This window comes from Pseudomonas sp. MF6396, from assembly GCF_002018915.1.
Taxonomy (GTDB): Bacteria; Pseudomonadota; Gammaproteobacteria; order Pseudomonadales; family Pseudomonadaceae; genus Aquipseudomonas; species Aquipseudomonas palmensis.
The window spans coordinates 19,739-46,458 of sequence record NZ_MVOK01000022.1; the positions used below are offsets into that span (position 1 = coordinate 19,739).

Below are 26,720 nucleotides of genomic sequence, written 5' to 3' on the forward strand. Positions count from 1 at the left end.
GGTCTATCTGTTTCTTGATATTACACCGCCTTTTCGTTGCAGGCGCCGGTGTTAACCTGACCAAGCCCATGCAATGTGGTGCCTGGCGTCATTTGACAGACTAATTCCCCCGCCGCTCCACGACAGGCATGTCATCGAGCGGCGGGCTTGTTCTTCGGTTCGAAGTAAGGAGCTCCACGCCGTGCATGCCATCAGCTTTATTCAGGATCTGGCGGTGATCATGCTGGTTGCCGGTGTGGTCACCATCCTGTTTCACCGTTTCAAGCAGCCGGTGGTACTCGGCTATATCGTCGCCGGCTTCATCATCGGCCCGCACACCCCGCCATTCGGCCTCATCCACGACGAAGACACGATCAAGACGCTGGCCGAACTCGGGGTGATCTTCCTGATGTTCTGCCTGGGGCTGGAGTTCAGCCTGCGCAAGCTGTTCAAGGTGGGGGCCACGGCGTTCATTGCGGCCTTCCTCGAAATCGTGCTGATGATCTGGATCGGCTTCGAGATCGGCCGCTGGTTCGGCTGGAACACTATGGACTCGCTGTTCCTGGGCGCAATCCTGGCAATTTCTTCCACCACCATCATCGTCAAGGCGCTCAACGACCTGAAGATGAAGAACGAGCGCTTCGCCCAGCTGATCTTCGGTGTGCTGATCGTCGAGGACATCCTCGGTATCGGCATCATTGCCCTGCTGTCGGGCATTGCGGTCAGCGGCGCGGTCAGTTCCGGCGAGGTGTTCTCCACCGTCGGCAAGCTCTCGCTGTTCATGATCGTGGCGCTGGTCATCGGCATACTGCTGGTACCGCGGGTACTGGCCTACGTGGCCAGGTTCGAAAGCAACGAGATGCTGCTGATTACCGTGTTGGGCCTGTGCTTCGGCTTCTGCCTGCTGGTGGTCAAGCTCGAGTACAGCATGGTGCTGGGCGCGTTCCTGATCGGGGCGATCATGGCCGAATCGCGCCAGTTGCTGAAGATCGAGCAGTTGATCGAGCCGGTTCGCGACCTGTTCAGTGCCATCTTCTTCGTCGCCATCGGCCTGATGATCGACCTGAGCGTGCTCATCGAGTACATCTGGCCGATCGTGGTCATCACTGTAGCGGTGGTCCTGGGCAAGATGCTCTCGTGCGGCATGGGCGCCTTCATCGCCGGCAACGACGGTCGCACCTCGTTGCGGGTGGGCATGGGGCTTTCGCAGATCGGCGAATTCTCCTTCATCATCGCTGCGCTGGGCATGACCCTGCAGGTCACCAGCGACTTCCTTTACCCGGTGGCGGTGGCGGTGTCGGCCATTACCACCTTGCTCACGCCCTACCTGATTCGCGCCGCCGACCCGCTGTCGCTCAAGCTTGCCAGTGTGGTGCCCAAGCGCCTGTCGCGGGTGCTGTCGCTGTACGGCGAATGGCTGCGCAGCATCCAGCCGCAAGGCGAGGGCGCGATGGTGGCGGCGATGATCCGGCGCATCCTGCTGCAGGTGGGGGTCAACCTGGCGCTGGTGGTGGCGATCTTCTTCAGTGGAGGTTACTTCGCGGCACGCATCGGCGAGTACCTGAGCGAATGGTTGCCCGACCTGGCCCAGCAGAAAGCGCTGATCTGGGGCGCGGCGTTGCTGCTGTCATTGCCGTTCCTGATTGCCGCGTATCGCAAGCTCAAGGCGCTGTCGATGCTGCTGGCCGAAATGGGGGTCAAGCCGGAAATGGCCGGGCGCCATACCCAGCGCGTGCGCCGGGTGATCGCCGAGGTGATCCCGCTGCTGTCGCTGCTGGTGATCTTCCTGCTGCTGTCGGCGCTGTCGGCGAGCATCCTGCCCACCAGCGAGCTGCTGTTGCTGATTGCGGTGGTGGCGGCCGGCGTGGTGGCGTTGCTGTGGCGCTGGTTCATCCGGGTGCACACGCGCATGCAGATCGCACTGCTCGAAACCCTCGACAATCAGAAGGAACACCACCCCTAGGGTTTGCAGCGCAGCGGCTGGTCCCGCCATTGGGCCCAGGCCCGTGTCCAGCCTTCGGCGTGGCTCACACCGGGCAGCGCAACCTGCTGCATGCAGCGGGCACTGCCCAGTTCCACGCGGTAGTGCTCGAACAGCGAGGCCGGCACGCTGCGGTCCTGCAGCCCGAGAAGGTGGCGCTGCGGCAGGTCGCGCAGGCGCTGGCGATAGTCCAGCGGCTCCAGTGAGCCCGCCAGTGGCGTCAGTTGCAGGGTCTGTGCCCAGTACCGCGGGCTGAGGTTGCCGGCCAGGGTCTGTACCTGGGTAACGTCGCTTCGCCGGGCGGCCAGCAGCAAGGCCAGCGCACCCCCGCCGGAATAGCCGATCAGCTCGAACTCCTGGTTGCCATAGCGCTGCTTGATGCCGCTCAGGGCTTGGTCCAGGCTATCGAGCACTGCCTTGCCAAAGCGCTGGTCGGTCCACATCGCTGCGCGGCAGCCAGGCGCACTGACGAACTGGCAAGGGCGCGCCAGATACAGGCTGGGCTGTGGGTCTTTCAGGGCCAGTCGCGCCAGCAACAGGTTGCGCGGGCTGGGGTCCAGGCTGGGTTGGCTGGAGGTGGCCCAGGCGCGTCCGTCACCTTCCAGATAGACGCGCAGGCGCAGGGCGCCTGGCGCCTTGAGCGGAACGCTCAGCGCCAGCGGGAAGGGCTGGGTAGGCTGGATCTCGACACGATGGCCATGGGCCTGGCTGAGGGTCTGCAACTGTGTCAGCGGCGCCTGGCAGCCGCTCGCCAGCAGCAGGGCGAGCAGTGTGAACAGTCTGGAGTACATCGACAGGGCCCCGGCATGTGAAGGTGCATTCCTGTGCGCGCGGGTCGTATGTCCGAGGGGATGGAGCGGTAGCAACACCGCCGCGCACAGGAAGGCGCGGCGATTCTACGAAGATTGATAGCTCAGAGCCATCATTTTTGTCCGACAAACTGACGGATCAGCTTTCCAGCCACACGTCGCGCGCCCAGTGCCATACCGATTCCCAGGTTTCTTCGGTCACCAGCTCTTCTTCGGCCGACCACAGCACCACGGTGCCGTCTTCCTCGACGCAGTAGTAATCGTCACCATCCTGGCAGATCGGAATCAGCGAACGGTCCACGCCGGCATCCCAGGCATTGGCCGCCACGTCAGGCAGGTAGGTATGCGATTGCGGGTCGGTAACGGTCACCGGCTCCAGGCTGCCGTACACCACATCGCTGACGGTCAGCAGGAACTCCCTGAAAACGAACGGGATATCGATGAACAGCTGTTCTTCAATCTCGACCAGCAGGTCTTCGTCGGGCAACTCAAGCGGTACGGGTACCGGTTCGTTGGCTTCACGCAGTTGCTCGATGATTTCTTCCACGGGTTCAATCCTCTTACCTTGACGACACGCTGCGCGTTATACCCTAGTAGGACGCTACGCTAAAAGCAAAACCCCGGGCAAGCCCGGGGTTTTTTTGTGCAATGCCTCAAGATCAGCCGTTCTGGCGGATCCCTGCGACCAGCCAAGGCTGGTTTTCGCCCTGGGCACGTTCCATGTTCCAGCTTTCGCTGAACACTTCGCCCTGGTCGAAACGCGAGGTTTTCGACACACCGCTGAAGGTCAGGGTGGCGATGGTGCGGTCGGCACGGTCATCCACGCCTTCCAGCTGCACGTTCAGGTCGTCGATGTAGGTGGACTGGAAGCCTTCACCCAGCTCGGCACGTTCCTTTTTCAGGAACTGCAGCATCTGCGGGGTAACGAACTCGGCGATCTTGTCGATCTCGTTGGCGTCCCAGTGCTGCTGCAGGGTCTGGAAGTGGTTGCGTGCAGCGGCCAGGAAGCTCTCTTCATTGAACCAGGCTGGTGCGTTGATTACCGGGCGGGCCGCGGCAGGTGCAGCGGAACCACCGAAGATCGACGGCTGAGCCGGTTGCTCGTGAACTTCACGCTGGAACGGCGCGTGACCGGCAGCGGCCATCTGCGGCTGTTGCTTGCGGCGACGGGCGGCAATGAAACGGAAGATCAGGAAGGCGATGACCGCCATGATCAGGATGTCGAAGATCTGCATGCCCTGGAAGCCGTCGCCCATGAACATGGAGGCCAGCAGGCCACCGGCGGCGAGGCCGGCCAGAGGGCCGAGCCAGCGCGAAGCACCGCTGGCGGCTGCCGGTGGACGGCCTGCCGCATTTGGCGTGGCGGCCGGCGTGGCCGGAGCGGCCTGGCGCGTCTGGTGGGTCGGCGCGGCGCCCGAGCTCTTGCCGCCGCCGAAGCGCTTGGCGTTGGCGTCGAGGCTCAGCGTAAGGCCGATGCACAGCGCCAAGGCGATGCTAAGAAAACGTTGCATAGAAGGGTATTCCCGTTTTGTGGAGTGCACGCGCGCCATGGTGCACAGGTTGTAGGACACATGACTAGCGCCATAATGTTTCTATCTTTTGCTTGGCGCTGTGGGATGTTTATCAAGTGCGTGTAGGAATTGGCCGACCCCTTCGCCGGCAAGGCCGGCTCCCACAGGGGACGGCCTTGCCGGCGGAGGGTGTTACAACGGCTCCAGCTTGGCGTAGCCAAGCATCAGCCACTTGCTGCCTTCGGCAAAGTTCACCTGCACCCGCGCCTGGGCACCGGCGCCCTCGAAATTGAGGATCACGCCCTCGCCAAACACCGCGTGCTGCACGCGCTGGCCGAGGTTGAACGCGGTTTCGGGGATGTTCGCCGCACCGAACAGGCTGCTCGAATTCTGTTTCTGACCCGAGCCGAACGGCCGGCTGACGCTGTTGGACAAGCGCACTTCCTGCACCAGCCCCGCAGGGATCTCACGCACGAATCGCGACACCTTGTTGTAGGTTTCGCTGCCGTACAGGCGGCGGGTCTCGGCGTAGGTCATCACCAGCTGCTGCATGGCGCGGGTAATGCCCACATAGGCCAGGCGACGTTCCTCTTCCAGGCGGCCGGGCTCTTCCAGGCTCATCTTGTGCGGGAACAGGCCCTCTTCCATGCCCACCAGGAACACGTGGGGGAACTCCAGGCCCTTGGCGCTGTGCAGGGTCATCAGCTGGATGCTGTCTTCGTGTTCCTCGGCCTGGGCATCGCCGGCCTCGAGGGAGGCATGGCCCAGGAACGCAGCCAGCGGCGACAGCTCGGCGTCTTCCTCGGCGCTTTCGAAGTTACGCGCGGCGCTGACCAGTTCTTCAAGGTTTTCTACCCGTGCCTGGCCCTTTTCACCCTTTTCTTCCTGGTGATAGACGATCAGCCCGGACTGCTCGATCACGGTCTGGGTCATCAGGTGCAACGGCATGTCCATGACCTTGGCCGAGAGGTTCTCGATCAGCTCGATGAACGCGGCCAGGGCGCTGGCGGCGCGGCCCTTGAGGCCCTTGTTGGCGATCAGCAGGCTCATCGACTCCCACATCGATACCTGGGCGTGACGGGCGTGTTCGCGAATCGCCTCCACGGTCTTCTCGCCGATGCCGCGCGGCGGCACGTTGATCACCCGCTCCAGCGCCGCATCATTGCCACGCCCTTCAAGCAGGCGCAGGTAGGCCATGGCGTTCTTGATCTCGGCGCGTTCGAAGAAGCGCTGACCTCCATAGATGCGGTACGGGATGCGCTCGCGCAGCAGGGCTTCCTCGAGCACCCGCGACTGGGCGTTGGAGCGGTACAGGATGGCGATGTCGCTGCGCGCCATGCCGGTCTTGAGCGCGCTCTCGATGGTCTCGACCACATAGCGCGCTTCGTCGTGTTCGTTGAAGGCGGCGTACAGGCTCAGCGGTTCGCCGTCGCCGCCGTCGGTCCACAGCTCCTTGCCCAGGCGATCACTGTTGTTGGCGATCAGGGCGTTGGCCGCCTTGAGGATGCCGGCGGTGGAGCGGTAGTTCTGCTCCAGGCGGATCATCTGGGTGTCGGGGAAGTCGGCACTGTACTGGTGGATGTTCTCGATCTTGGCGCCGCGCCAGCCATAGATGGACTGGTCGTCGTCGCCCACCACCATCAGGCTGTCACCGCCCTGGGCCAGCAGGCGCAACCAGGCGTACTGCACGGCGTTGGTGTCCTGGAACTCGTCTACCAGCAGGTGGCGGAAGCGCCGCTGGTAGTGCTGCAGCAGGCCCGGGTTGTCGCGCCACAGGTCCAGCGCGCGCAGCAGCAGTTCGGAGAAGTCGATCACGCCGGCGCGCTGGCAGGCTGCCTCGTAGGCCTCGTAGATGCTGCGCATGGTGCCCAGGAACAGGTCGCCGCTGGCCTGGATGTGCTGCGGGCGCAGCCCTTCGTCCTTCTGCCCGTTGATGAACCACTGCGCCTGGCGTACCGGCCAGCGCTGTTCGTCCAGGCCCAGCTCGCGGATCACCCGCTTGACCAGGCGTTGCTGGTCGTCGCTGTCGAGGATCTGGAAGTTCTGGTTCAGCCCCGCTTCCTGCCAGTGGGCACGCAACAGGCGGTGCGCCAGGCCGTGGAAGGTACCCACCCACATGCCGGCCGGGTTGATGCCCATCAACTGCTCGATGCGCTGGCGCATCTCGGCGGCGGCCTTGTTGGTGAAGGTCACCGACAGCACCGAATGGGGTGAGGCCTGCTCGACCTGGATCAACCAGGCGATACGGTGCACCAGCACTCGGGTCTTACCGGAGCCGGCACCGGCCAGAACCAACTGGCGACCAAGCGGGGCCGCTACGGCCTGGCGTTGGGCGTCGTTGAGGGAGTTCAACAGGAGGGAGAGGTCATCGCGCATCCGGCCATTTTAGGGGCGCAAGCGAGCCGGGGGCAAACCCATGGTGGAAAAAGATCGCCCAAGGCGCCGCCCGCTCATCGGGCGCGCCCCTTGGCCCGCGTGCTTGAGGGCTCGGCACTGAAACCAGGTTCCATAATTGCCACGCACAATTTATGACCCAGAGCAGTTTGGCCCAGGCGCCTGCTTGTGTATGCTCCGTGCTCGTTCGAGGCTCACCATTACAAGAACATTGCCTATGACCTTCGCATCTGCCTCCGTCAGCGTGCCGCTGGAAGCGCGCCGCGGTATTCGCAAACAGTTCGCCACGCAACTGGCCGTCGAGCGTACCCGTCTGTTGTACCAGGGCTCGTTGCTGCCCACCCTGTTCATGCTGCTCAACGGCCTGGTGTGTGCCTGGCTGCTGTGGAGCCCGCAGCGCTACCTGCTGGTCAGTGTGTGGATCGTCTGGTTGATGGCGCTGGTAGCGCTGCGGGTCATTCAGGTGGCGGCCTTCGACGCGGCGATGCCCGATCGACAGGTGCAACCGACCTGGTGGCGCATGTTCCTGCTCGGTTCGGCCTTCAGCGGCCTGACCCTGGCCAGCGCGGCGATTGCCCTGGTGCCTGTGGATAACTTCGTGCAACAGGCCTGGGTCTTCGGCTTGCTGGGGGCCGCGACCCTGTCGGCGAGTGTGGCCTACGCGGTCAGCCTGCCGGCGTTCCTGAGTTTCACCTTGCCGTGCCTGCTGCCGCCGATCGCGTTCCTGTTCTGGCGCGGTGACGAGCAGCAGCAGGGCTGGGGTTGGCTGGGGCTGATCCTGCTCGGCGCGTTGATGGTGGTGGCCTGGCAGGTCAATCGGCTGATCGAGGGGGGCCTGTTGCGCCGCTTTCAGAACCAGGCGCTGATCGAGCACCTGCAGGCCGCGCAGGCGCGCAGCGAGCGGCTCAACAAGGCCCTGGCGACCGAGGTCGAGCAGCGTCGGCTGATCGAGGAGCAACTGCGTCAGGCCCAGGCCGGGCTGGAATCGAGGGTGGCGCAGCGCAGCCAGGAGCTGGACCGCGCCAACCAGGCCCTGAGCAAGAGCGAGCAGCGCCTGGCCCTGGCGCTGGAAGCCAGTGAGCTGGGGCTGTGGGACTGGAATCTGGAAACCGACGAGGTGCATCACACCCAATTGCACGAACTGTTCGGCCTGAACCCGGAGCAGGTGCGGGCGGTGCAGGCGCACCTCAAGCCGCGCCTGCACCCGGATGACGTGCCGGCGCTCAAGCGCGCCCTGGTCGACCACCTCAAGGGGCGCACCGACGATTACCGTATCGAGTACCGCTTCCGCCACGCCCAGGGCCACTGGTGCTGGATCGAGGACCGCGGCCGCGCGGTGGAGCGCGATGCCGCCGGGCGGGTGGTGCGAATGCTCGGCACCCGGCGCGACGTGAGCGCGCGCAAGGCCCAGCAGGAACAGCAACGCCTGGCCGCAACCGTATTCGAGGCGGCCAGCGAAGGCATCGCGATCATGGGGCCGGACTATGCCGTACTGGCCGCCAACCAGGCGTTCTGCCACATGACCGGCTACGTGCGCGAAGAACTGCTGGGGCGCAATGCGCTGGAGCTGCCATGCAGCCGCGACGCGCGCCGGCACTACGGTGCCATCGACCAGGCCCTGGCGCAGCAGGGGCGCTGGGAAGGCGAGCTGGTTGAGGCGCGCAAGAACGGGGAACTCTACCCGCAGTGGCTGCAACTGACCGGCGTGACGGATGCGCGTGGCCAGGTCGGCACCATCGTGGGTTTCTTCACCGACCTGTCGGCACGCCGCGAGTCCGAAGAGCGCCTGCGGTACCTGGCGCACTACGACGAACTGACCGGCCTGGCCAACCGCGCGTTGTTCCGCCTGCGTCTGCATGAAGCCGGCCAGCGCCTGCGTGGCAGCGGTCGCAGCCTGGCGCTGCTGCACATCGACCTGGACCGCTTCAAGCTGCTCAACGACAGCCTGGGCCACGAACTGGCCGACCGGCTGCTCAAGACCATGGCCCAGCGCATCGGCAACGCAGTGCCCGAGGCCGATACCGTGGCGCGTCTGTCCGGTGACGAGTTCGTGGTGCTGTTCGACGGCTATTCACACCTGTCCAGCCTGGTGCGGGTGGCGACGCGCCTGCTGGACAAGTTGCGCGTGCCGCTGCGTGTCGACGGGCACGAGCTGGTGATCAGCGCTTCAGTGGGGGTCAGTCTGCTGCCCGATGCCAGCCTGGATGTCAGCACCCTGGTGAGCCAGGCCAACATGGCCATGCAGCACGCCAAGCACCTCGGCGGCGACGGGTTCCAGTTCTACACCGAGAGCCTGCAGGCCAGCACCCTGGAGCGCCTGCAACTGGAGAACCAGCTGCGCAAGGCCATCGAAGAACGCCAGCTGGAGGTCTATTACCAGCCCAAACTGTGCCTGACCAGCGGCCGCCTGCAGGCTGCCGAGGCCCTGGTGCGCTGGCATCACCCGCAGGTGGGCATGGTGCCACCGGGCGACTTCATCGGCCTGGCCGAAGAGACCGGGCTGATCGCGCCGATGGGCGAGTTCGTGTTGCGCCAGGCGTGCTGGCAGGCCTGTGAATGGCAACGGCAGGGGCTGGCGCCGATTCGCGTGTCGGTGAACCTGTCGGTGTATCAGTTGCGCCAGGGCAAGCTGGTCAGCCTGGTGCGTCAGGTGCTGGAAGACAGCGGCCTGGCACCGCACCTGCTGGAGCTGGAGCTGACCGAAAGCCAGTTGCTCGACAGTGTGGAGCACATCATCGCGACCTTTCATCAGTTGCATGAACTGGGGGTCAAGCTGGCCATCGACGATTTCGGCACCGGCTATTCGTCGCTCAGCTACCTCAAGCGTTTTCCGGTGAATTACGTGAAGATCGACCAGACCTTCATCCGTGGCCTGCACGAAGGCAGCGAGGACGCCGCAATCACCCGTGCGATCATTGTCATGGCCCACAGCCTGGGCCTGCAGGTGGTGGCCGAAGGGGTGGAAACCCAGGAGCAGCTGGCGTTTCTGCGCGAGCAGGGCTGCGATGAGGTGCAGGGCTACCTGATAAGCCGGCCGGTGGAGGCCGACAGCCTGGCCGCCTTGCTGCGTGAAGATCGGCGCTGGTAGCCCCACGGCCAGGGCCCCGATCAACGGGGCCCTGGCGTTGTAACAAGTCGAAGCCTGCCGGTCAGTGAGTGACCAGGATCTCCTCCAGGCTCACCAGCAGTTTGCCGTCGTGGAAAATATCCACTTTCGGGATGTTGCTGTGGTCGCCGTCCATTTCGAAACAGACCGCACGTTCGGTGATCACCTGGGCAGCCAGGGCGTCCACGTTCTCCAGCTTCAGTTCCAGCGCCAGGGCGTGCGATTTGTCCTGGATGGCGCGTTTCACCAGCACCGGCACGATGGCCGAGGTGGCGACTTCCACGGTGCCATGCACTCGAAACCTGGCGTTGCCCGGCATCTTGTCGTTCTGCGCGATCCAGCCTTTTGCTTTCAGGGACATTCCTTTGTACTCCATTCGATGGTGGGTGGGATGTTGCGTGCCCACTATCGAACAGCGCGGCTGCACCCGGCAGCCGGAAAGCTTTCAACCGTGCCAGGCGCGTCCCTGGTGAGCCAGCAGGCTATGGGCCTGGTCCGGGCCATTGGAGCCGGCCGGGTAAGGGCGGGGGGCCTGGAAGTGCTCCTGCCAGCCAGTCAGGATCGGGTCGATCCAGGCCCATGCGGCCTCCACTTCGTCGCGGCGCATGAACAGGGTCGAGTCGCCGTCCAGAACATCCAGCAGCAGGCGTTCGTAGGCGTCCCAGCGACGTGCCTGGCCGAACACCTGGGCCAGGTTCAGGTTCAGTTCCACCGGCTCCAGGCGCATGCCCTTGCCCGGTGCCTTGGTCATCATCTGCAGGCTGATGCGCTCGTCGGGCTGCAGCTGGATCAGCAACTGGTTGGCCTGGTCGCCGTCGAACAGGCGATGGGGCACCGGCTTGAACTGGATGACGATCTGCGAGGAGCGTTTGGCCATGCGCTTGCCGGTACGCAGGTAGAAGGGCACGCCGGCCCAGCGCCAGTTGTTGATGTGGGCTTCGACGGCGACGAAGGTTTCGGTATCGCTGTCGTTGTCCACGTCCTTCTCGAAGTAGTAGGCCGGAACCTCCTGCCCGCCGATCTTGCCGGCGCTGTACTGGCCGCGCACGGTCTTGTCCTGCACGTCCTGCCCGGTGATGGGTTTGAGGGCCTTGAGGATCTTGACCTTTTCATCGCGCACCGCCTCGGCCTCGAACTGCGCAGGTGGCTCCATGGCTACCAGGCAGAGCAGTTGCAGCAGGTGGTTCTGCAGCATGTCGCGGGTCGCGCCGGCACGGTCGTAGTAGCCGCCGCGGTTTTCCACGCCGAGGGTTTCGCACACGCTGATCTGCACGTGGTCCACCTGGTTGGTGCGCCACACCGGTTCCAGGAGCGCGTTGGCGAAGCGCAATGCCATGAGGTTCTGCACCGTCTCCTTGCCCAGGTAGTGGTCGATGCGAAACACCTGGGATTCGGCGAATACCGCGCCGATGGCGCTGTTGATCGTGGTGGCGGACTCCAGTGAGTGGCCGATGGGTTTTTCCAGCACGATACGCGCTTCGCTGTCGACCAGCCCGGCCACCTGCAGGTGGGTGGCGATGGGCACGAACAGGTTGGGTGCGGTGGCCAGGTAGTAGACCCGCGTCAGCCCGCCGGGCTCGCCCAGAAAGCGGGCGAGGCGGCCGAAATCGGCGCTCTGCATGGCGTCCATGGAGAAGTAGTCCAGGCGCGTGGAAAAGCGGTGCCACACCTCGTCGCTGAAGTCCTGGGGCACGATCTGGGCGCGGCAGCGGCGTTCGACCAGCTTGAGAAATTCAATCCGTGGCAAGGGCCGGCGGGCCAGGGCGATGATCCGCACGGCGTTGTGCAGACGGCCTTCGCGAAACAGGTGGTAGAGCGCTGGAAGCAGTTTGTTCAGGGCCAGATCGCCGGTGCCGCCGAACACCAGAATGTCGCACGGGATAGTCAATGCCACCACTCTCCAAGATCGTTTAGCTGGGCGGGTCGCCGGTCATGTAGTATAACTACAAGAAAGCTACAACCCGGTCAGCCGATCATAACCGAGTCCTGCCCTTGAATCTGTTGCAACACATCGCCCAGTCGCGCCATCTGCTACGCAAATCGGAACTGAAGGTTGCCGATCACGTATTGCTCGATCCAGCGGCTGTCATGCATAGCTCCATGGCTGATCTGGCGCACAGCGTCGGGATCAGCGAGCCGACCATCGTGCGTTTCTGCCGGGCGATCGGTTGCACCGGTTTCCAGGACCTCAAGCTCAAGCTGGCGCAAAGCCTGGCGGCGGGTGCGAGCTTCGGTCAGTTCGCGATTCATGAAGACGATTCGGTAGCCGACTACAGCCTGAAGATCTTCGACACCACCCTGCACACCCTGATGGAAGTGCGCGAGCACCTCGATGCCCAGGCATTGCAGCGCGCCGTGACGGCCATGGCCCAGGCGCAGCGCGTGGAGTTCTACGGGTTTGGTGCATCGGGTGCGGTGGCTGCCGATGCCCAGCACAAGTTCTTCCGCCTGTTGCTGACGGCAGCGGCGTATTCCGACCCGCACATGCAGGCGATGTCGGCGGTCACCCTCAAGCCGGGTGACGTAGCGATCTGCATTTCCCAGTCAGGGCGTTCCAAGGACCTGCTGATCACTGCCAACCTGGTGCGTGAAAGCGGTGCGACGCTGATCACCCTGTGCCCGAGCCAGACCCCGCTGGCCGAACTGTCCACGGTCAACCTGGCCATCGACGTGCATGAAGACACCGAAATCTACACCCCGCTGACCTCACGTATCGCCCACCTGGTGGTGATCGACGTGCTGGCCATGGGCGTTGCCATGGCGCGCGGGCCGAGCCTGGTCAACCACCTCAAGAGCGTCAAGCGCAGCTTGCGCAGCCTGCGCCTGTCGCCCAAGTCGATCAAGGCGATGGACGACTGATCGTCTTGCACCGCCCGAGCTGACACCTTCGCTGGCTTGCCAGCGAAGGGCAGCACCGCATACCACGCCTGATTGTTCATGCTTTTGTAACCCTCCCGCCGCCAAACCGTAACCCCGCCCGGGCACGCTGAAACTCCCCGCAATCGACCAGGGAGACACGCAATGGCTCGTGAATTCGATGGCTCGCACCAACCTACCGCCAAGTCCCGCAAGCAGCAGGAAAAGGATCAGCGCCGCATGGAGTTTCGCCGCGCGATCGAAAGCTATTCCGAGCAGCGCCAATTGCTGCAGGACATCGCCGACTACCCCGAACTGCACGCTGTCAGCGTATGGCAGGTGTCAGCGGCAACGTCCCCGAGAAACGCTCAACAAGCGCGCTGATCTGCGCACGTTCGCTGCGGATGAACGCAACAAAGGCCAGGGCCACCGGCGACTGCCGCTTGGCCTTGGCCTGCACCACGCACCAGCTGCGATACAGCGGCAGCTCCTCTACCGGCAGCTCGCGCAGCACCCCGGTGGCCAGTTCCATGTTCAGTGCATGCCGGGTCAAAAGGGCGATGCCAAGGCCTGCGATCACGCATTCGCGCTGGGCGTCGGCCGATGCCACTTCTAGGGTCTGGGTGAAGTGCACGCGCTTTTCCTTGAAGTACTCCTCGCACGCCTTGCGCGTGCCCGAACCCTGTTCGCGCACCAGCAGCGTATGCGGCTCCAGGTCCTGCAGGCGCAGGCTGTCGAGCGTGCACAGCGGGTGATCGGGCGGGGCCACGGCCACGATCGGGTTGTTCAGGAAGGGCAAAAACTCCAGGCCCATGTCCTGCGGCACCATCGACATGATGATCAGGTCGTCGCGGTTGTCCGACAGGCGCCGGATGGCCTGGGCGCGGTTGACCACGGTGAGCGTCAGGTTGACCTCCGGGTGCAGGCGCTTGAAGGCGGCGAACAGGTGCGGCACGAAGTACTTGGCGCTCGACTCCACCGCCAGCTTGAGCTGGCCCTGCAGCGAGCCCTGCATGTCCGACAGCTGCATGTCGAGGCTCTCCAGGCGTCCGAAGATGTCCCGGCTGGCGCGCTGCAGCGCCTCGGCGGCCTCGGTGAGGTAGAGCTTCTTGCCGACGTACTCGAACAGCGGCTGGCCTACCAGTTCTTCGAGCTGGCGGATCTGTAGACTAACGGCGGGTTGCGTCAGCGACATCTCCTCGGCGGCCCGGCTGTACGAACGCAAATCACACACTTCATTGAAGATCTGCAATTGACGCAATGTCATACGCATCAATGACTTACGCATATTTCCCGTCGCCTCGGCAAAACCCTGTTACGGCACTATAAGCAATTGCTAATGCTGCCCCTAACAAATATTGATTTTTGTTTATTCACGTTCGGCGCTAGGGTGATTATACGACTGGCCAGCGACGTCTGGTCACGCGCCGACCGGTACTGCCGGTTCGTTTGTTACCAACGGCTTTGGGAAGACTCCAGTGATAAAAAAAATCCTGATCGCCAACCGGGGTGAAATCGCAGTACGCATCGTGCGTGCCTGCGCCGAGATGGGCATTCGCTCGGTGGCGATCTATTCCGACGCCGACCGTCACGCCCTGCACGTAAAGCGTGCGGACGAGGCCCATAGCATCGGTGCCGAACCCCTGGCCGGTTACCTCAACCCGCGCAAGCTGGTGAACCTGGCAGTGGAAACCGGCTGCGATGCGTTGCACCCGGGCTATGGTTTTCTGTCGGAGAACGCGGAGCTGGCGGACATCTGCGCCGAACGCGGGATCAAGTTCATCGGCCCGGCCGCCGAAGTCATTCGCCGCATGGGCGACAAGACCGAGGCGCGGCGCAGCATGATCAAGGCCGGCGTACCGGTCACCCCGGGCACCGAAGGCAACGTGGCCGACATCCACGAAGCCCTGGAAGAGGGCGACCGCATCGGTTACCCGGTTATGCTCAAGGCCACTTCCGGCGGCGGCGGGCGCGGCATTCGTCGCTGCAACAGCCGCGAAGAACTCGAGCAGGCCTTTCCGCGGGTGATTTCCGAAGCCACCAAGGCATTCGGTTCGGCCGAGGTGTTCCTGGAAAAATGCATCGTCAACCCCAAGCACATCGAGGCGCAGATCCTGGGTGACAGCTTCGGCAACGTGGTGCACCTGTTCGAGCGCGACTGCTCGATCCAGCGCCGCAACCAGAAGCTCATCGAGATCGCCCCCAGCCCGCAGCTGACCCCCGAACAGCGCGCCTACATCGGCGACCTGTCGGTGCGCGCGGCCAAGGCCGTGGGCTACGAGAATGCCGGTACCGTGGAGTTCCTGCTCGCCGATGGCGAGGTGTACTTCATGGAAATGAACACCCGGGTGCAGGTGGAGCACACCATCACCGAGGAAATCACCGGTATCGACATCGTTCGCGAACAGATCCGCATCGCCTCGGGCCTGCCGCTGTCGGTCAAGCAGGAAGACATCCAGCACCGCGGCTTCGCGCTGCAGTTCCGGATCAATGCAGAAGACCCGAAAAACAACTTTCTGCCCAGCTTCGGCAAGATCACCCGCTACTACGCCCCCGGCGGCCCGGGCGTGCGCACCGACACGGCGATCTACACCGGCTACACCATCCCGCCGTTCTACGACTCGATGTGCCTGAAGCTGGTGGTCTGGGCACTGACCTGGGAAGAAGCCATGGACCGCGGCCTGCGGGCCCTGGACGACATGCGCCTGCAGGGGGTCAAGACCACCGCCGCGTACTACCAGGAAATCCTGCGCAACCCGGAATTCCGTAGCGGCCAGTTCAACACCAGCTTCGTTGAAAGCCACCCCGAACTGACCAACTACTCGATCAAGCGCAAACCCGAAGAGCTGGCCCTGGCCATCGCCGCCGCCATCGCCGCCCACGCAGGCCTGTGAGGAACCCTACAATGTCCAAGAAAATTTTCGTAACCGACACGATCCTGCGCGACGCCCACCAATCGCTGCTGGCCACCCGCATGCGCACCGACGACATGCTGCCGATCTGCGACAAGCTCGACAAGGTGGGCTACTGGTCGCTGGAAGTGTGGGGCGGCGCGACCTTCGACGCCTGCGTGCGCTTCCTCAAGGAAGACCCGTGGGAGCGCCTGCGCAAGCTGCGCGCAGCACTGCCCAACACCCGTCTGCAGATGCTGCTGCGCGGCCAGAACCTGCTTGGCTACCGGCACTACAGCGATGACGTGGTCAAGGCCTTCGTGGCCAAGGCAGCAGTCAACGGCATCGATGTGTTCCGCATCTTCGATGCCATGAACGACGTGCGCAACCTGCGCGTGGCCATCGAGGCCGTGAAGGCGGCCGGCAAGCATGCCCAGGGCACCATCGCCTACACCACCAGCCCGGTGCACACCATCGAGGCGTTCGTGGCCCAGGCCAAGCAGATGGAAGCCATGGGCTGCGACTCCATCGCGATCAAGGACATGGCCGGCCTGCTGACCCCCTACGCCACCGGCGAGCTGGTCAAGGCACTCAAGGCCGAGCAGTCGCTGCCGGTGTTCATCCACAGCCACGACACGGCCGGCCTGGCCGCGATGTGCCAGCTCAAGGCCATCGAGAACGGTGCCGACCATATCGACACCGCCATCTCCAGCTTCGCCTGGGGCACCAGCCACCCGGGCACCGAATCGATGGTTGCAGCGCTCAAGGGCAGCGAGTTCGATACCGGCCTGGACCTGCAACTGCTGCAGGAGATCGGCCTGTACTTCTATGCCGTGCGCAAGAAGTACCACCAGTTCGAAAGCGAGTTCACCGCCGTGGATACCCGCGTGCAGGTCAACCAGGTACCGGGCGGGATGATTTCCAACCTGGCCAACCAGCTCAAGGAGCAGGGTGCGCTCAACCGCATGAACGAAGTGCTGGCCGAGATCCCGCGGGTGCGTGAAGACCTCGGCTTCCCGCCGCTGGTCACGCCCACCTCGCAGATCGTCGGCACCCAGGCGTTCTTCAACGTGCTGGCCGGCGAGCGCTACAAGACCATCACCAACGAGGTGAAGCTGTACCTGCAGGGTGGCTACGGCAAGGCACCGGGGGTGGTCGACGAGAAGCTGCGTCGCCAGGCCATCGGCAGCGAAGACGTCATCGACGTGCGCCCCGCCGACCTGCTCAAGCCCGAGATGACCAAGCTGCGTGCCGACATCGGCAGCCTGGCCAAGTCCGAAGAAGACGTGCTGACCTTCGCCATGTTCCCGGACATCGGGCGCAAGTTCCTTGAAGAGCGTGAAGCCGGCAGCCTGACCCCTGAAGTGCTGCTGCCGATTCCGGAAGCCGGCGCGGTGGCCTCGGCCGGTGGCGAAGGCGTACCAACCGAGTTCGTGATCGACGTGCACGGCGAGACCTACCGCGTGGATATCACCGGTGTGGGCGTCAAGGCCGAAGGCAAGCGCCACTTCTACCTGTCCATCGACGGCATGCCGGAAGAGGTGGTGTTCGAGCCGCTCAACGAATTCGTCGGCGGTGGCAGCAGCAAGCGCAAGCAGGCCAGCGAGCCGGGCCATGTGAGCACCACCATGCCGGGCAACATCGTCGATGTGCTGGTCAAGCAGGGCGACACGGTCAAGGCCGGCCAGGCGGTGCTGATCACCGAAGCGATGAAGATGGAAACCGAGGTGCAATCGGCCATCGCCGGCAAGGTTGCAGCCATACACGTGGCCAAGGGCGACCGGGTCAACCCGGGCGAGATCCTGATCGAGATCGAAGGCTGATTCAGGCCTTCATCTGCAAGCGGTTAACCTCTGGGGAGCGAATTGCTCCCCTTTTTTTATCTTCTGTTGGATACGCCCGCTTCGGGTACCCGCCTCACGCACCCGTACGGCACGCTTCCAGCGTCTTGAGCTGACCCTCTGGGCGCTGGTTGTCCTCGCTCAGCCAGCGTTCGAAACCAGCGGCAATGGCCGGCCATTCGTCATCGGTGATGGAGTACCAGGCCGTGTCGCGGTTGTGGTCCTTGGTCACCATGTGCTTGCGAAACACCCCTTCGAAGGTGAACCCGAAACGCTCGGCCGCGCGCTTGGAGCGGGCATTGTCGTTGTTGCACTTCCATTCCAGTCGCCGGTTGCCCAGGGCGAAGGCCTGCTTGCCCAGCAGGTAGATGGCCTCGGTGCCCTTGGGCGTGCGCTGCATGGCCGCGCCGAAGGCAATGTGGCCGATCTCGATACGGCCCTGCTCGGGCACGATCGACATCAGGCTGAGGATACCCTGGGTCTGCCCGCTGGCCAGGTCGATCACGCTGTAGAACAGCGGGTCGCTGCTGGCGGCGTTGCTGTCTAGCCAGTGGTCGAAGTCTTCGCGCTCGGTGAATGGTCCGTAGGCCAGGTACTTCCACAGTGTCTGGTCGGCCTCGGGGCCCTGGAACACCGCCCACAGGTGCTCGCGGTCGCGGCGCGGGTCGAGTTTTTCCAGGCGGATGAAGCGCCCGACCAGCGGGACAGGCTGCGGGGCCTTGGCCGGCCGCCAGTTCAACGGTGTGCTCATGGTGGCTTCTCCGATTACAGGGCTTTGCGGAACTGGATGAAACCCGGCCGTTCGGCCACCTGTTCATACAGCGAAATACCGGTGGCGTTGGTTTCATGGGTCAGCCAGTGCACCTTGGTGCAGCCGGCCTGGCGCGCCGTGTCGTACACCAGCTCGATCAGCTGGCGGCCCACGCCCTTGCCGCGCTGGTTGGCGTCGACATACAGATCCTGCAGGTAGCAGGCGTTTTCCACCGTCCAGTTGGAGCGGTGGTAGATCCAGTGCACCATGCCCACCGCCTTGCCATCGACCCAGGCCAGCGCAGCGTTGGTCGGCTCGCTGGTGTCGAGCATGCGCTGCCAGGTCACGGCACTGACCGCCTCATCGATGCGGGTCTCATAGAAACGCTGGTAGGCCTGCCACAGCGGCAGCCAGGCGGCGTGGTCATCGGCGGTCACGGGGCGCAGGGTCACGGTAGACATCGAAGGATCCTTGTGTGCAATACAGGGGTTGGCGAATGGCCCCATCCTAGGCAGGCTATTGGCTTATGGTAAGAGCCATTTCCGGCTTATTTGGTAGGTCCAATTTCATGAGCGAACGTAGCGTTGCCTTGCCCTTCGACCCCACCGGCATCGTGCTGGACCGTCGTCAGGGGCTCAGTCGCCAGTTGTACCAGGCGCTGCGCCAGCGCGTGCTGGACGGGCGCCTGGGTAGCGGCACGCGTCTTCCCGCCACCCGCGACATGGCCGCAGCGCTGGCCGTCTCACGTAACAGCGTAGTTCGTGCCTACGACCAGCTGTATGCCGAAGGCTATATCGAAAGCCGGGTGGGCGATGGTACCTACGTCAGTCAGCTGCCAAAACTATCCACAAAACTGTCCACAGGGTTATCCCTGGGTTTTTCCACAGGGTTATCCACAAAAACGGGTGATTGCACTGAGGATTTATCCAGTAAAGTTATCCACACGGACGTGCTGGAGCGCCTGGAAAACAATCATTTATCCGTGCATGAGCCTCGTGCGCCGCGGGCTTTTCAGGTTGGCATACCGGCCTTCGATCTGTTCCCCTTCGAGGTGTGGGCCAAGCTGCAGGCGGGTTTCTGGCGAAATCCCGACCCGGCGTCACTCGGTTACGGCGACCCGGCCGGAGAACCGCTGCTGCGCGAGCTGATTGCCACCTACCTGCGTCGCTCCCGTGGGTTGTCCTGCGTGGCTGAACAAATTGTGATCACCAGTGGTGCGCAGCAGGCAATCAGCCTTTGTGCACAGCTGCTGCTGGCGCCCGGTGACGGTGTGGCTGTGGAAAACCCCGGCTATCGTGCGGCGGGTAAAGCCTTCGCCATGGCGGGCGCGAAGGTGCATGGCGTGGGGGTGGATCACGACGGGTTGCAGTGCGCTGCCCTGGCCCAGTTGCCCAACTGTCGCCTGAGCTACGTTACCCCCGCGCATCAGTACCCCACCGGCGTCACCCTGAGCCTGGCGCGGCGTCTGGAACTGCTGGCCTGGGCCGAGCGCAATGACAGCTGGATCATCGAGGACGACTACGACGGCGAGTACCGCTACAGCGGCGCGCCGCTGGCCCCGCTGGCAGCCCTGGACCGCAGCGGACGGGTGCTGTATGTCGGCACCTTCGGCAAGGTGGCCTTTCCGGCGCTGCGTCTGGGCTACCTTGTGCTGCCGGCCCGGCTGGTGGAGGCATTCTCGCGCTTTCGGGCGTTGGCGGTGCGCCATTCCGAGGTCGGCACACAGGCGGTGATGGCGCAGTTCATGGCTAAAGGGCACTTCCAGCGTCATATCCGGCGCATGCGCCGCGCGGCGTTGAGCCGGCGCAATGCGCTGCTGGCCGGCTGGCCGAAGGCTGTGGCGGGGCTGGGAGCCTTGCCGGAGGTGGCGGCGGGCCTGCACCTGAAGATCGACGTGGACAGCCAGGCGCGCGAACGGGAACTGATCGCCCGTGCCGCAGCGGTGGGTGTCGAACTCAATGCGCTGAGTGATTACTGGTTGCCCGACACGCCGCTGCCTGTGGATAAGCGTGCCGGACTGGTGCTGGGGTTCGCGGCCGTGAACGAGGCCGCGATTGCCCAGGCCCTGGCACGCCTTGCACGTGCCTGGGTCGACTGAGCCTAGCCTTGACGGGCGCGCTCGAAACCCTCGAGCACGTTGACCGCGTTGACGCCGATTTCGGCCACGGCATAGCCACCTTCCATGATGAACAGGGTCGGCTTGCCCAGCTGTGCGATGCGCTCGCCCATGGCCAGGTAGTCCGGGCTGTCGAGCTTGAATTGCGAGATCGGGTCGTCCTTGAAGGTGTCCACGCCCAGCGAGATCACCAGCACTTCGGGGTCATACGCGCCGATGCGTTCGCAGGCTTCGTCCAGCGCGCCGCGCCAGGTGGCCCAGTCGCTGCCTGCCGGCAGCGGATAGTTGAAGTTGCAGCCCAGCCCGTCGCCTTCGCCGTGCTCGTCGGCATAGCCGAGGAAGAACGGGAATTCGGCTTGCGGGTCGCCGTGGATCGAGGCGAACAGCACGTCGTTGCGTGCGTAGAAGATCTGCTGGGTACCGTTGCCGTGGTGGTAGTCCACATCCAGGATCGCCACGCGCTGGCGACCGTGGTCGATGAAGGCCTGGGCGGCGATCGCGGCGTTGTTCAGATAGCAGTAGCCCCCCATCACGTCGCTGGCGGCATGATGCCCCGGTGGCCGGCACAGGGCGAAGGCGCTGTGGGCACCGGCCTGCACCGCCGCCTGTGCGGTCAGGGCAACCTGCGCCGAGCTGTAGGCGGCCTGCCAGGTGCCGGCGGTGATCGGTGCACCGGCGTCGAAGCTGTAATAGCCCAGCTCGCCATGCAGGCCGCTGGGTTTGACCTGGCGCAGGCTGCGCGCCGGCCAGGTGAACGGCAGCAGGTCGCCGTCATGGCCCAGTGCGCTCCAGCGCTGCCAGGCGCCCTGGAAGAAATCCAGGTAGTCGGCGCTGTGCACGCGCAGCAGCGGTGCGCGGCCAAAATCGGTAGGGCCTTCGACGGGCCCCAGGCCCTGGGCCTTGACCCGCTCGAGCACATGGTCGGCACGCGAGGGCATTTCGAAGCAGGGCATCAACTGCCCGTCGATCAGCTCGCAGCGGCCGTGGTGCAGGCGATGGTCATCGGAATAGATCGTCAGCATTTTTTGTTCTCCGGGTTTACTGGCGTGGCCCCATTGTCGGGAGGTACGCCCACCGGCAGAACGGCGCAAACGGCCAAAAGGGGATCGATATGGCCAACACGGTTGTCCGCATTTCGCCCCCTCGCGGTGCATGCGCGTGTTTCAGGCGCGAAAATGGCTCGGTGCCACGCCGCTCCAGCGCAGGAAGGCGTGTCGGAAGCTGGCCGGCTCGCTGAAGCCCAGCACCTCGGCGATGCGGTAGATCGGTAGCTCGTCCTCGGCCAGCAACTGCTTGGCCCGTTCGAAGCGCAGCTCATCTAGCAGCTGTTGATAACTGCTGCCCAGCTCGTGCAGGTGGCGACGCAGGGTGCGTGACGAACAGCTCATCTGCCGCGCCAGGCCCTCGAGGCCTGGTGGTGCCTCCAACTGCTGCTGCAGCAGCTGGCGAATGCGCCCGAGCCAGGCCTGGCGCCCGGTGAATTCCAGGTTCTGCCGGCGGCAGCGTTCGCTCATCGCACGGTGGGTGATCGGGTCGGCCAGGGGCAGGGCCCGGGCCAGCCAGTGGCGTTCGAAGGCGAAGGCATTGTCGCTGGCGCCGAACTGCAGCGGGCAGTCGAAAGGCGCGCTGTAGAGCGCCTGGTAATCCGGGGCAGGGTGAGCGAAACGCGCGCCCAGCAAGGGCAGCGGCTGGCCGAGCAGGTCGTTGCAGATGACCTTGAGCGACGTCAGGCAGAACTCGGCATTGAACGCCGCAAGCTCCGGGGCCTGGCCGTAGTCGCTGGCGCTGAACCAGACCCGCTCGCCGTCCTCGATCAGGCGCAGCTGGAAAAGTGTTCCCAGCAGCGCGGGGTACTGCAGGGCCAGGTGCAGGGCGTCACCCAGGGTGGCACCGGAAAGCAGGGCGTAACCGAGCATGCCGTAGGATGAAACGTGCATGCGCTGGCCCAGTTCCAGCCCGACTTCCCGGCGCATGGCCACGGCGTTGGCGCACACCCGCAGTTCCTGGTGCGTGGTGATGCGCCAGTCGGCGCGGCCCAGGTCGGCCGGGGTGATGCCGGTGCCTTCGAGCAGCCGCTGGGCGGCACGGTCTTCGTCCTTGAAGGCCTGCAGCATCAGGGAAACCGCGTTCAGGGTGGTGAGGTGGGAGTGGAGCATGCTCGGCATCCGGCTGAGGGGGCTTGGGGTTGAGTGAGCAATTTGTATGCCCTTCAGGGCCAGTTCGCTGGCAAGCCAGCGAAGGGCTCAACGTAACTCGCCAGCCAGGTCCAGCCCAACCAGCCGTCGCACCTCGTCAACCGGCAACCGGCTACCGAGCAATGCCAGCAATTTGCCGAACGCCGCCTCCCGGGTCATTCCGCCACCCGACAGCACACCGGCCTCGCGCAGGCGGCTGCCGGCTGCGTACACCTCCAGTTCGACCCCGCCTTCATGGCACTGGGTGATCGCCACCACCACGATGTCACGCGCGCGGGCCTGTTCCAGCACGGCCACGAACGCATCGTCATCACACGGCCCGGTGCCGCTACCGTAGCATTCCAGCACCAGCCCCTGGACCCCGCTGTCGAGTGTGGCCTGCAACAGCGCGGCGTCGAGGCCTGGCACCAGCGGCAACACTGCAACCTTGGCCACCTGCAGCGGCGCGCGATAAGCCAGTGCTGCCGGTACAGGCGCCTGCGCCGCACCGCCCGAGCGCTGCAAGGTCGCGAACGGGTTCCGGCCGAAGCTGCGCACCTTGGCGGTGCGGTTTGGTGCCAGCAGCTGACCGTGGAAATACAGCTGAACACCCGGCGACGTACCCTGGCTCAGCACCTGCAGCGCCCCCGTGAGGTTCTCCCACGCATCGCTGTCCGGCGTACCGGCCGGCAGCATCGAGCCGGTGAACAGCACCGGCACCGTCAGCCCGAGCAACTGGAAGCTCATGGCGGCGGCGCTGTAGGCCAGGGTGTCGGTGCCATGCAGCACCAGCACGCCATCGCAGCCCTGGCCATCCACCGCTTCGATGATCGCGGCGCGCAGGCGCTGCCAGTAGCAGGGCGTCATGTTGGCGCTGTCGATCAGCGGCAGCAGTTCGCGGAACTGCCAGGCTGCCAGGCCCGGTTGCCCGGCCAGTTGCTCACGCATGCGCTGCTCGAAGCCCGACGCCGGGGCCAGGCCGCCGGCGCTGGCCTGCATGCCGATGGTGCCACCGGTGTACAGCACCATGATGTTGTGGGCAGGGGCCGGGGTCATGGCCTGTCTCCGTGCTCGACTGAAGGAAAGCCGACCACCTTACGCCATCCCCCGGCGCGCTGTCAGCGGCCGGGCCGCCCGAGTTCGCGATGGGCAGCGTGACGGCCAGCGGTTACCATCGCGCCTGCTTCAGGACGAAGGTGCCAAGGACGTGTCGACGAACAAGTACAAATCCGCGCAAGAGCGCCTGTGCGCCGCGGTGGACCTCAATTGCCCGGCATGCGGCCACGTCTGGTTGCCGAGCGAGGGCGAGCTGGAAACGCTCATGGGCGGGCAGCCGCTCACCTGTGCAAAGTGTGCGCAGGCACTGGTGTTGCCCGAGGCGGATCACCGGGCCATGAAGCGCCACCTCAGCCGTTCCAACTGGGCAGACCTGATCAGCGGGCTGGGCGTGGTGCTGTGCTTTATCGGGGTGCTCACGGTGCGCCATTACACGGGCGATCTGACCGCCTTCATGGTGGCGCTCTGCCTGGCGTTCGTGTGGTGGTTCATGAAGGAGATCGTCAGCGATTCGACCTTCCTGAATGTGCTGCTGCTGCCCTCGTCGGCAGAAGCAGCCGACACTACCCGTTCCCTTTAGGCGCCGGCATTGCTGGCGAAGGTCGCACCGCAGGCAAAAAAAAGGGCCCGGAGACAAAGTCCCTGGGCCCTCAAAAGGTGAGAGGTGTCTAGTCCCTCAACCTGGTGAGCGGTAGTACGGCGTCGGTTACGCTTTGAGCGGTACCAGACGCGGTGCAATCATGTTTTCCGGACGCAGGATGTCGTTGAGCATCGCTTCGTCCAGCAGGCCTTCCTCACGCACCAGTTCCAGTACGCCGCGGCCGCTTTCCAGCGCGATACGGGCAATACGGGTGGCGTTTTCGTAGCCGATGTACGGGTTCAGGGCGGTGACCAGGCCGATCGAGTGTTCGACCAGTTCACGGCAGCGCTGTTCGTTGGCGGTGATGCCGACGATGCAGTGCTCGCGCAGCATGTCCATGGCGCGTTGCAGCAGACGGATCGAGTCGAAGATCTTGTAGGCGATCAGCGGCTCCATCACGTTCAACTGCAGCTGGCCGCCTTCGGCCGCGATGGTCAGCGCGATGTCGTTGCCGATGATGGCGAAGGCCACCTGGTTGACCGCTTCCGGGATAACCGGGTTGACCTTGCCGGGCATGATCGAGCTGCCTGGCTGACGCGCCGGCAGGTTGATCTCGTTGATGCCGGTGCGCGGGCCGCTGGACAGCAGGCGCAGGTCGTTGCAGATCTTCGACAGCTTGACTGCAGTGCGCTTGAGCATGCCGGAGAACAGCACGAAGGCGCCCATGTCGGAGGTGGCTTCGATCAGGTCGGCAGCCGGTACCAGCGGCTGGCCGCTGATCAGCGCCAGACGCTGTACGGCCAGGGCCTGGTAGCCCGGGTCGGCGTTGATGCCGGTACCGATCGCGGTACCGCCCAGGTTGACTTCGGTCAGCACTTCCGGCGCCAGGGTGCGCAGGCGGTTGAGGTCTTCGGTCAGGGTGGTGGCGAAGGCACGGAATTCCTGGCCCAGGGTCATCGGCACGGCGTCCTGCAGCTGGGTACGGCCCATCTTCAGTACGTGGCTGAACTCTTCACCCTTGGCAGCGAAGGCCTGGATCAGGCTGTCGAGGCTGGCCAGCAGCGCATCGTGACCCAGCAGCAGGCCCAGACGGATGGCGGTCGGGTAGGCGTCGTTGGTCGACTGCGCCATGTTCACGTCGTTGTTCGGGTGCAGGTACTGGTACTCGCCCTTCTGGTGACCCATCGCTTCCAGCGCGATGTTGGCGATCACTTCGTTGGCGTTCATGTTGGTGGAGGTACCGGCACCGCCTTGAATCATGTCGACCACGAACTGCTCGTGGAAGTCACCGCGGATCAGGCGGGCACAGGCCTCGCTGATGGCGGCGTGCTTGGCATCGCTCAGGTGACCCAGCTCGCGGTTGGCGTCGGCAGCTGCCTGTTTGACCATGGCCAGGCCGACAACCATTTTCGGGTAGTGCGACAGCTGCACGCCAGAGAGGTGGAAGTTGTTGGCAGCACGCAGGGTCTGGATACCGTAGTAGGCATCAGCAGGGACTTCGAGGGTGCCAAGCAGGTCTTTTTCGACACGGAACGATGCAGCAGCGGACATGATAGAGATCATCTCGAGTTAGGCCCGGCACATGCCGGAATGGCGCCAATCCTAGGCCTGCACGGATTTTGCGGCCAATGCTGTTGCACGCTAACCTATGCACAAACGGCATAACGTTCCATGTGACGCCAATTGACATTCGAGCGTGTACCATTTTGGTGCATGCCTGGAGAGCCCGATGAACCTCGAAAGCAAATGGCTGGAAGATTTCAGCGCCCTGGCCGCCACCCGCAGCTTTTCCCAGGCGGCGGAGCGTCGCTTCGTGACCCAGCCGGCGTTCAGCCGGCGCATTCGCAGCCTGGAGGCTGCGTTGGGGCTGACCCTGGTCAACCGCTCGCGCACGCCGATCGAGTTGACCGCTGCCGGCCAACTGTTCCTGGTGACGGCGCGCACGGTGGTCGACCAGCTGGGCGAGGTGCTGCGCCACTTGCATCACCTGGAAGGCGGGCAGGGCGAGGTGATCCAGGTGGCGGCGGCGCACTCGCTGGCGCTGGGCTTCTTTCCGCGCTGGATCGCGCAGTTGCGCAACGACGGTCTGAACATCGCCACGCGGCTGGTGGCGACCAACGTCGGCGATGCGGTGCACGCCCTGCGCGAAGGTGGCTGCGACCTGATGCTGGCGTTCTACGACCCGGATGCGGCCCTGCAGATGGACGCCGAGATCTTCCCCTCGCTGCACCTGGGGCACACCGAGATGCTGCCGGTGTGTGCAGCGGATGCCGACGGCAAGCCGCTGTTCGACCTGGAAAACGACGCCAGCGTGCCCTTGCTGGCCTACAGCGCCGGAGCGTTTCTGGGGCGTTCGGTGAATCTGCTGCTGCGCCAGCGCAACCTGCGCTTTACCACCATCTACGAAACCGCCATGGCCGACAGCCTCAAGAGCATGGCCCTGGAAGGCCTGGGTATTGCCTGGGTGCCGCGCCTGTCGGCCCGCGCCGAGCTTGAACGTGGCGAGCTGGTGATCTGTGGCGGTGCGCAATGGCACGTGCCGCTGGAGATCCGCCTGTACCGCTGCGCGCTGGTGCGCAAGGCCAACGTGCGCCTGCTGTGGCGCAAGCTCGAAGGCGGGCCGGCGACGGCTTGACTCCAGAGTCAGCCCGAAGCCCTGAAAAAGCCCGAAAAAT

General features: G+C 64.4%; 22 protein-coding genes. 9 read left to right on the plus strand and 13 right to left on the minus strand.

Annotated elements, in window-relative coordinates; genetic code table 11:
- Positions 1-181: 181 nt before the first annotated feature.
- Positions 182-1,942: a cation:proton antiporter gene (locus tag MF6396_RS20330; RefSeq protein ID WP_054916449.1), complete on the plus strand. Its 1,761-nt coding sequence runs from the start codon at positions 182-184 to the stop codon at positions 1,940-1,942.
- Here the strand turns inward: MF6396_RS20330 and MF6396_RS20335 are convergent.
- From MF6396_RS20335 to uvrD, 4 genes are all read right to left on the minus strand, one after another.
- Positions 1,939-2,751, minus strand: coding sequence for an alpha/beta hydrolase (locus MF6396_RS20335; RefSeq protein WP_078481426.1), 813 nt, complete (start codon positions 2,749-2,751; stop codon positions 1,939-1,941). The genes MF6396_RS20330 and MF6396_RS20335 overlap by 4 nt on opposite strands.
- Positions 2,752-2,908: 157 nt before the next feature.
- Complete coding sequence (locus MF6396_RS20340) at positions 2,909-3,316, minus strand: SMI1/KNR4 family protein (protein ID WP_014720555.1); 408 nt, start codon at positions 3,314-3,316, stop codon at positions 2,909-2,911.
- 112 nt (positions 3,317-3,428) lie between these two features.
- Positions 3,429-4,280 (minus strand): Tim44 domain-containing protein, encoded by an 852-nt coding sequence (locus tag MF6396_RS20345; protein ID WP_043861520.1) that lies wholly within the window; start codon positions 4,278-4,280, stop codon positions 3,429-3,431.
- Between the two features lie 192 nt (positions 4,281-4,472).
- Positions 4,473-6,656 (minus strand): DNA helicase II, encoded by a 2,184-nt coding sequence (uvrD, locus tag MF6396_RS20350; protein ID WP_043861521.1) that lies wholly within the window; start codon positions 6,654-6,656, stop codon positions 4,473-4,475.
- A 235-nt stretch (positions 6,657-6,891) separates the two neighbouring features.
- Between uvrD and MF6396_RS20355 the strand changes: the two genes are divergently transcribed.
- Positions 6,892-9,762, plus strand: a complete 2,871-nt coding sequence (locus MF6396_RS20355; protein ID WP_078481428.1) for an EAL domain-containing protein — start codon at positions 6,892-6,894, stop codon at positions 9,760-9,762.
- Positions 9,763-9,823: 61 nt separating this feature from the next.
- On the opposite strand, the gene MF6396_RS20360 is transcribed toward MF6396_RS20355, so the two are convergent.
- Together MF6396_RS20360 and zwf are read right to left on the minus strand one after the other, a co-directional pair.
- Positions 9,824-10,141 carry a hypothetical protein gene (locus MF6396_RS20360; RefSeq protein WP_078481429.1) on the minus strand — a complete coding sequence of 106 codons (318 nt, stop codon included), beginning with the start codon at positions 10,139-10,141 and terminating at the stop codon, positions 9,824-9,826.
- Between the two features lie 84 nt (positions 10,142-10,225).
- A complete protein-coding gene (gene zwf, locus MF6396_RS20365) occupies positions 10,226-11,668 on the minus strand; it encodes a glucose-6-phosphate dehydrogenase (protein WP_078481431.1) in 1,443 nt (480 codons plus the stop codon).
- A 104-nt stretch (positions 11,669-11,772) separates the two neighbouring features.
- Here zwf and hexR point away from each other — a divergent pair, with 104 nt between their 5' ends.
- Together hexR and MF6396_RS20375 are read left to right on the plus strand one after the other, a co-directional pair.
- The gene (gene hexR, locus MF6396_RS20370; protein ID WP_043861524.1) at positions 11,773-12,639 is read left to right on the plus strand and encodes a transcriptional regulator HexR; all 867 of its coding nucleotides are present in this window, start codon (positions 11,773-11,775) and stop codon (positions 12,637-12,639) included.
- Positions 12,640-12,801: 162 nt separating this feature from the next.
- Complete coding sequence (locus MF6396_RS20375) at positions 12,802-13,020, plus strand: PA3496 family putative envelope integrity protein (RefSeq protein ID WP_078481432.1); 219 nt, start codon at positions 12,802-12,804, stop codon at positions 13,018-13,020.
- On the opposite strand, the gene MF6396_RS20380 is transcribed toward MF6396_RS20375, so the two are convergent.
- On the minus strand, positions 12,962-13,909 hold the full coding sequence (locus MF6396_RS20380) for a LysR family transcriptional regulator (protein ID WP_162484870.1): 948 nt from the start codon (positions 13,907-13,909) through the stop codon (positions 12,962-12,964). The genes MF6396_RS20375 and MF6396_RS20380 overlap by 59 nt on opposite strands.
- A 205-nt stretch (positions 13,910-14,114) precedes the next feature.
- Here MF6396_RS20380 and MF6396_RS20385 point away from each other — a divergent pair, with 205 nt between their 5' ends.
- Together MF6396_RS20385 and oadA are read left to right on the plus strand one after the other, a co-directional pair.
- The gene (locus MF6396_RS20385) at positions 14,115-15,530 is read left to right on the plus strand and encodes an acetyl-CoA carboxylase biotin carboxylase subunit (protein ID WP_043861526.1); all 1,416 of its coding nucleotides are present in this window, start codon (positions 14,115-14,117) and stop codon (positions 15,528-15,530) included.
- A gap of 11 nt (positions 15,531-15,541) precedes the next feature.
- On the plus strand, positions 15,542-17,350 hold the full coding sequence (oadA, locus tag MF6396_RS20390) for a sodium-extruding oxaloacetate decarboxylase subunit alpha (protein ID WP_043861527.1): 1,809 nt from the start codon (positions 15,542-15,544) through the stop codon (positions 17,348-17,350).
- A gap of 94 nt (positions 17,351-17,444) precedes the next feature.
- On the opposite strand, the gene MF6396_RS20395 is transcribed toward oadA, so the two are convergent.
- Entirely contained in the window at positions 17,445-18,119 is a 675-nt protein-coding gene (locus tag MF6396_RS20395; RefSeq protein ID WP_054916454.1) for a GNAT family N-acetyltransferase, read from the minus strand.
- 14 nt (positions 18,120-18,133) lie between these two features.
- Positions 18,134-18,580: a GNAT family N-acetyltransferase gene (locus MF6396_RS20400; RefSeq protein ID WP_043861529.1), complete on the minus strand. Its 447-nt coding sequence runs from the start codon at positions 18,578-18,580 to the stop codon at positions 18,134-18,136.
- A gap of 107 nt (positions 18,581-18,687) precedes the next feature.
- Between MF6396_RS20400 and pdxR the strand changes: the two genes are divergently transcribed.
- On the plus strand, positions 18,688-20,217 hold the full coding sequence (gene pdxR / locus MF6396_RS20405) for a MocR-like pyridoxine biosynthesis transcription factor PdxR (RefSeq protein ID WP_078481434.1): 1,530 nt from the start codon (positions 18,688-18,690) through the stop codon (positions 20,215-20,217).
- Positions 20,218-20,219: 2 nt separating this feature from the next.
- Here the strand turns inward: pdxR and MF6396_RS20410 are convergent, their stop codons facing one another.
- The 3 genes from MF6396_RS20410 to MF6396_RS20420 all read right to left on the minus strand — a co-directional run bounded on the left by MF6396_RS20410 (position 20,220) and on the right by MF6396_RS20420 (position 23,465).
- Positions 20,220-21,257, minus strand: coding sequence for a histone deacetylase family protein (locus MF6396_RS20410; RefSeq protein WP_043861530.1), 1,038 nt, complete (start codon positions 21,255-21,257; stop codon positions 20,220-20,222).
- A gap of 141 nt (positions 21,258-21,398) precedes the next feature.
- Positions 21,399-22,391 carry an AraC family transcriptional regulator gene (locus MF6396_RS20415; protein ID WP_043861531.1) on the minus strand — a complete coding sequence of 331 codons (993 nt, stop codon included), beginning with the start codon at positions 22,389-22,391 and terminating at the stop codon, positions 21,399-21,401.
- An 87-nt stretch (positions 22,392-22,478) separates the two neighbouring features.
- Positions 22,479-23,465, minus strand: coding sequence for an asparaginase (locus tag MF6396_RS20420; RefSeq protein WP_078481435.1), 987 nt, complete (start codon positions 23,463-23,465; stop codon positions 22,479-22,481).
- A 151-nt stretch (positions 23,466-23,616) separates the two neighbouring features.
- Here MF6396_RS20420 and MF6396_RS20425 point away from each other — a divergent pair, with 151 nt between their 5' ends.
- A complete protein-coding gene (locus tag MF6396_RS20425; protein ID WP_058541954.1) occupies positions 23,617-24,045 on the plus strand; it encodes a hypothetical protein in 429 nt (142 codons plus the stop codon).
- A 126-nt stretch (positions 24,046-24,171) separates the two neighbouring features.
- Here MF6396_RS20425 and aspA read toward each other — a convergent pair whose 3' ends face one another.
- Positions 24,172-25,596, minus strand: coding sequence for an aspartate ammonia-lyase (aspA, locus tag MF6396_RS20430; protein ID WP_078481437.1), 1,425 nt, complete (start codon positions 25,594-25,596; stop codon positions 24,172-24,174).
- 178 nt (positions 25,597-25,774) lie between these two features.
- Here aspA and MF6396_RS20435 point away from each other — a divergent pair, with 178 nt between their 5' ends.
- A complete protein-coding gene (locus MF6396_RS20435) occupies positions 25,775-26,680 on the plus strand; it encodes a LysR substrate-binding domain-containing protein (protein WP_043861535.1) in 906 nt (301 codons plus the stop codon).
- Positions 26,681-26,720: the final 40 nt, after the last annotated feature.

Bases quoted from the DNA above. Each gene is read 5' to 3' on its own strand.
- MF6396_RS20335 (WP_078481426.1), bottom strand. From the start codon at position 2,751: ATGTACTCCAGACTGTTCACACTGCTCGCCCTGCTGCTGGCGAGCGGC.
- MF6396_RS20345 (WP_043861520.1), bottom strand. From the start codon at position 4,280: ATGCAACGTTTTCTTAGCATCGCCTTGGCGCTGTGCATCGGCCTTACG.
- uvrD (WP_043861521.1), bottom strand. From the start codon at position 6,656: ATGCGCGATGACCTCTCCCTCCTGTTGAACTCCCTCAACGACGCCCAA.
- MF6396_RS20355 (WP_078481428.1), top strand. From the start codon at position 6,892: ATGACCTTCGCATCTGCCTCCGTCAGCGTGCCGCTGGAAGCGCGCCGC.
- MF6396_RS20360 (WP_078481429.1), bottom strand. From the start codon at position 10,141: ATGTCCCTGAAAGCAAAAGGCTGGATCGCGCAGAACGACAAGATGCCG.
- MF6396_RS20375 (WP_078481432.1), top strand. From the start codon at position 12,802: ATGGCTCGTGAATTCGATGGCTCGCACCAACCTACCGCCAAGTCCCGC.
- MF6396_RS20380 (WP_162484870.1), bottom strand. From the start codon at position 13,909: ATGCGTATGACATTGCGTCAATTGCAGATCTTCAATGAAGTGTGTGAT.
- oadA (WP_043861527.1), top strand. From the start codon at position 15,542: ATGTCCAAGAAAATTTTCGTAACCGACACGATCCTGCGCGACGCCCAC.
- MF6396_RS20395 (WP_054916454.1), bottom strand. From the start codon at position 18,119: ATGAGCACACCGTTGAACTGGCGGCCGGCCAAGGCCCCGCAGCCTGTC.
- MF6396_RS20400 (WP_043861529.1), bottom strand. From the start codon at position 18,580: ATGTCTACCGTGACCCTGCGCCCCGTGACCGCCGATGACCACGCCGCC.
- pdxR (WP_078481434.1), top strand. From the start codon at position 18,688: ATGAGCGAACGTAGCGTTGCCTTGCCCTTCGACCCCACCGGCATCGTG.
- MF6396_RS20410 (WP_043861530.1), bottom strand. From the start codon at position 21,257: ATGCTGACGATCTATTCCGATGACCATCGCCTGCACCACGGCCGCTGC.
- MF6396_RS20415 (WP_043861531.1), bottom strand. From the start codon at position 22,391: ATGCTCCACTCCCACCTCACCACCCTGAACGCGGTTTCCCTGATGCTG.
- MF6396_RS20420 (WP_078481435.1), bottom strand. From the start codon at position 23,465: ATGACCCCGGCCCCTGCCCACAACATCATGGTGCTGTACACCGGTGGC.
- aspA (WP_078481437.1), bottom strand. From the start codon at position 25,596: ATGTCCGCTGCTGCATCGTTCCGTGTCGAAAAAGACCTGCTTGGCACC.
- MF6396_RS20435 (WP_043861535.1), top strand. From the start codon at position 25,775: ATGAACCTCGAAAGCAAATGGCTGGAAGATTTCAGCGCCCTGGCCGCC.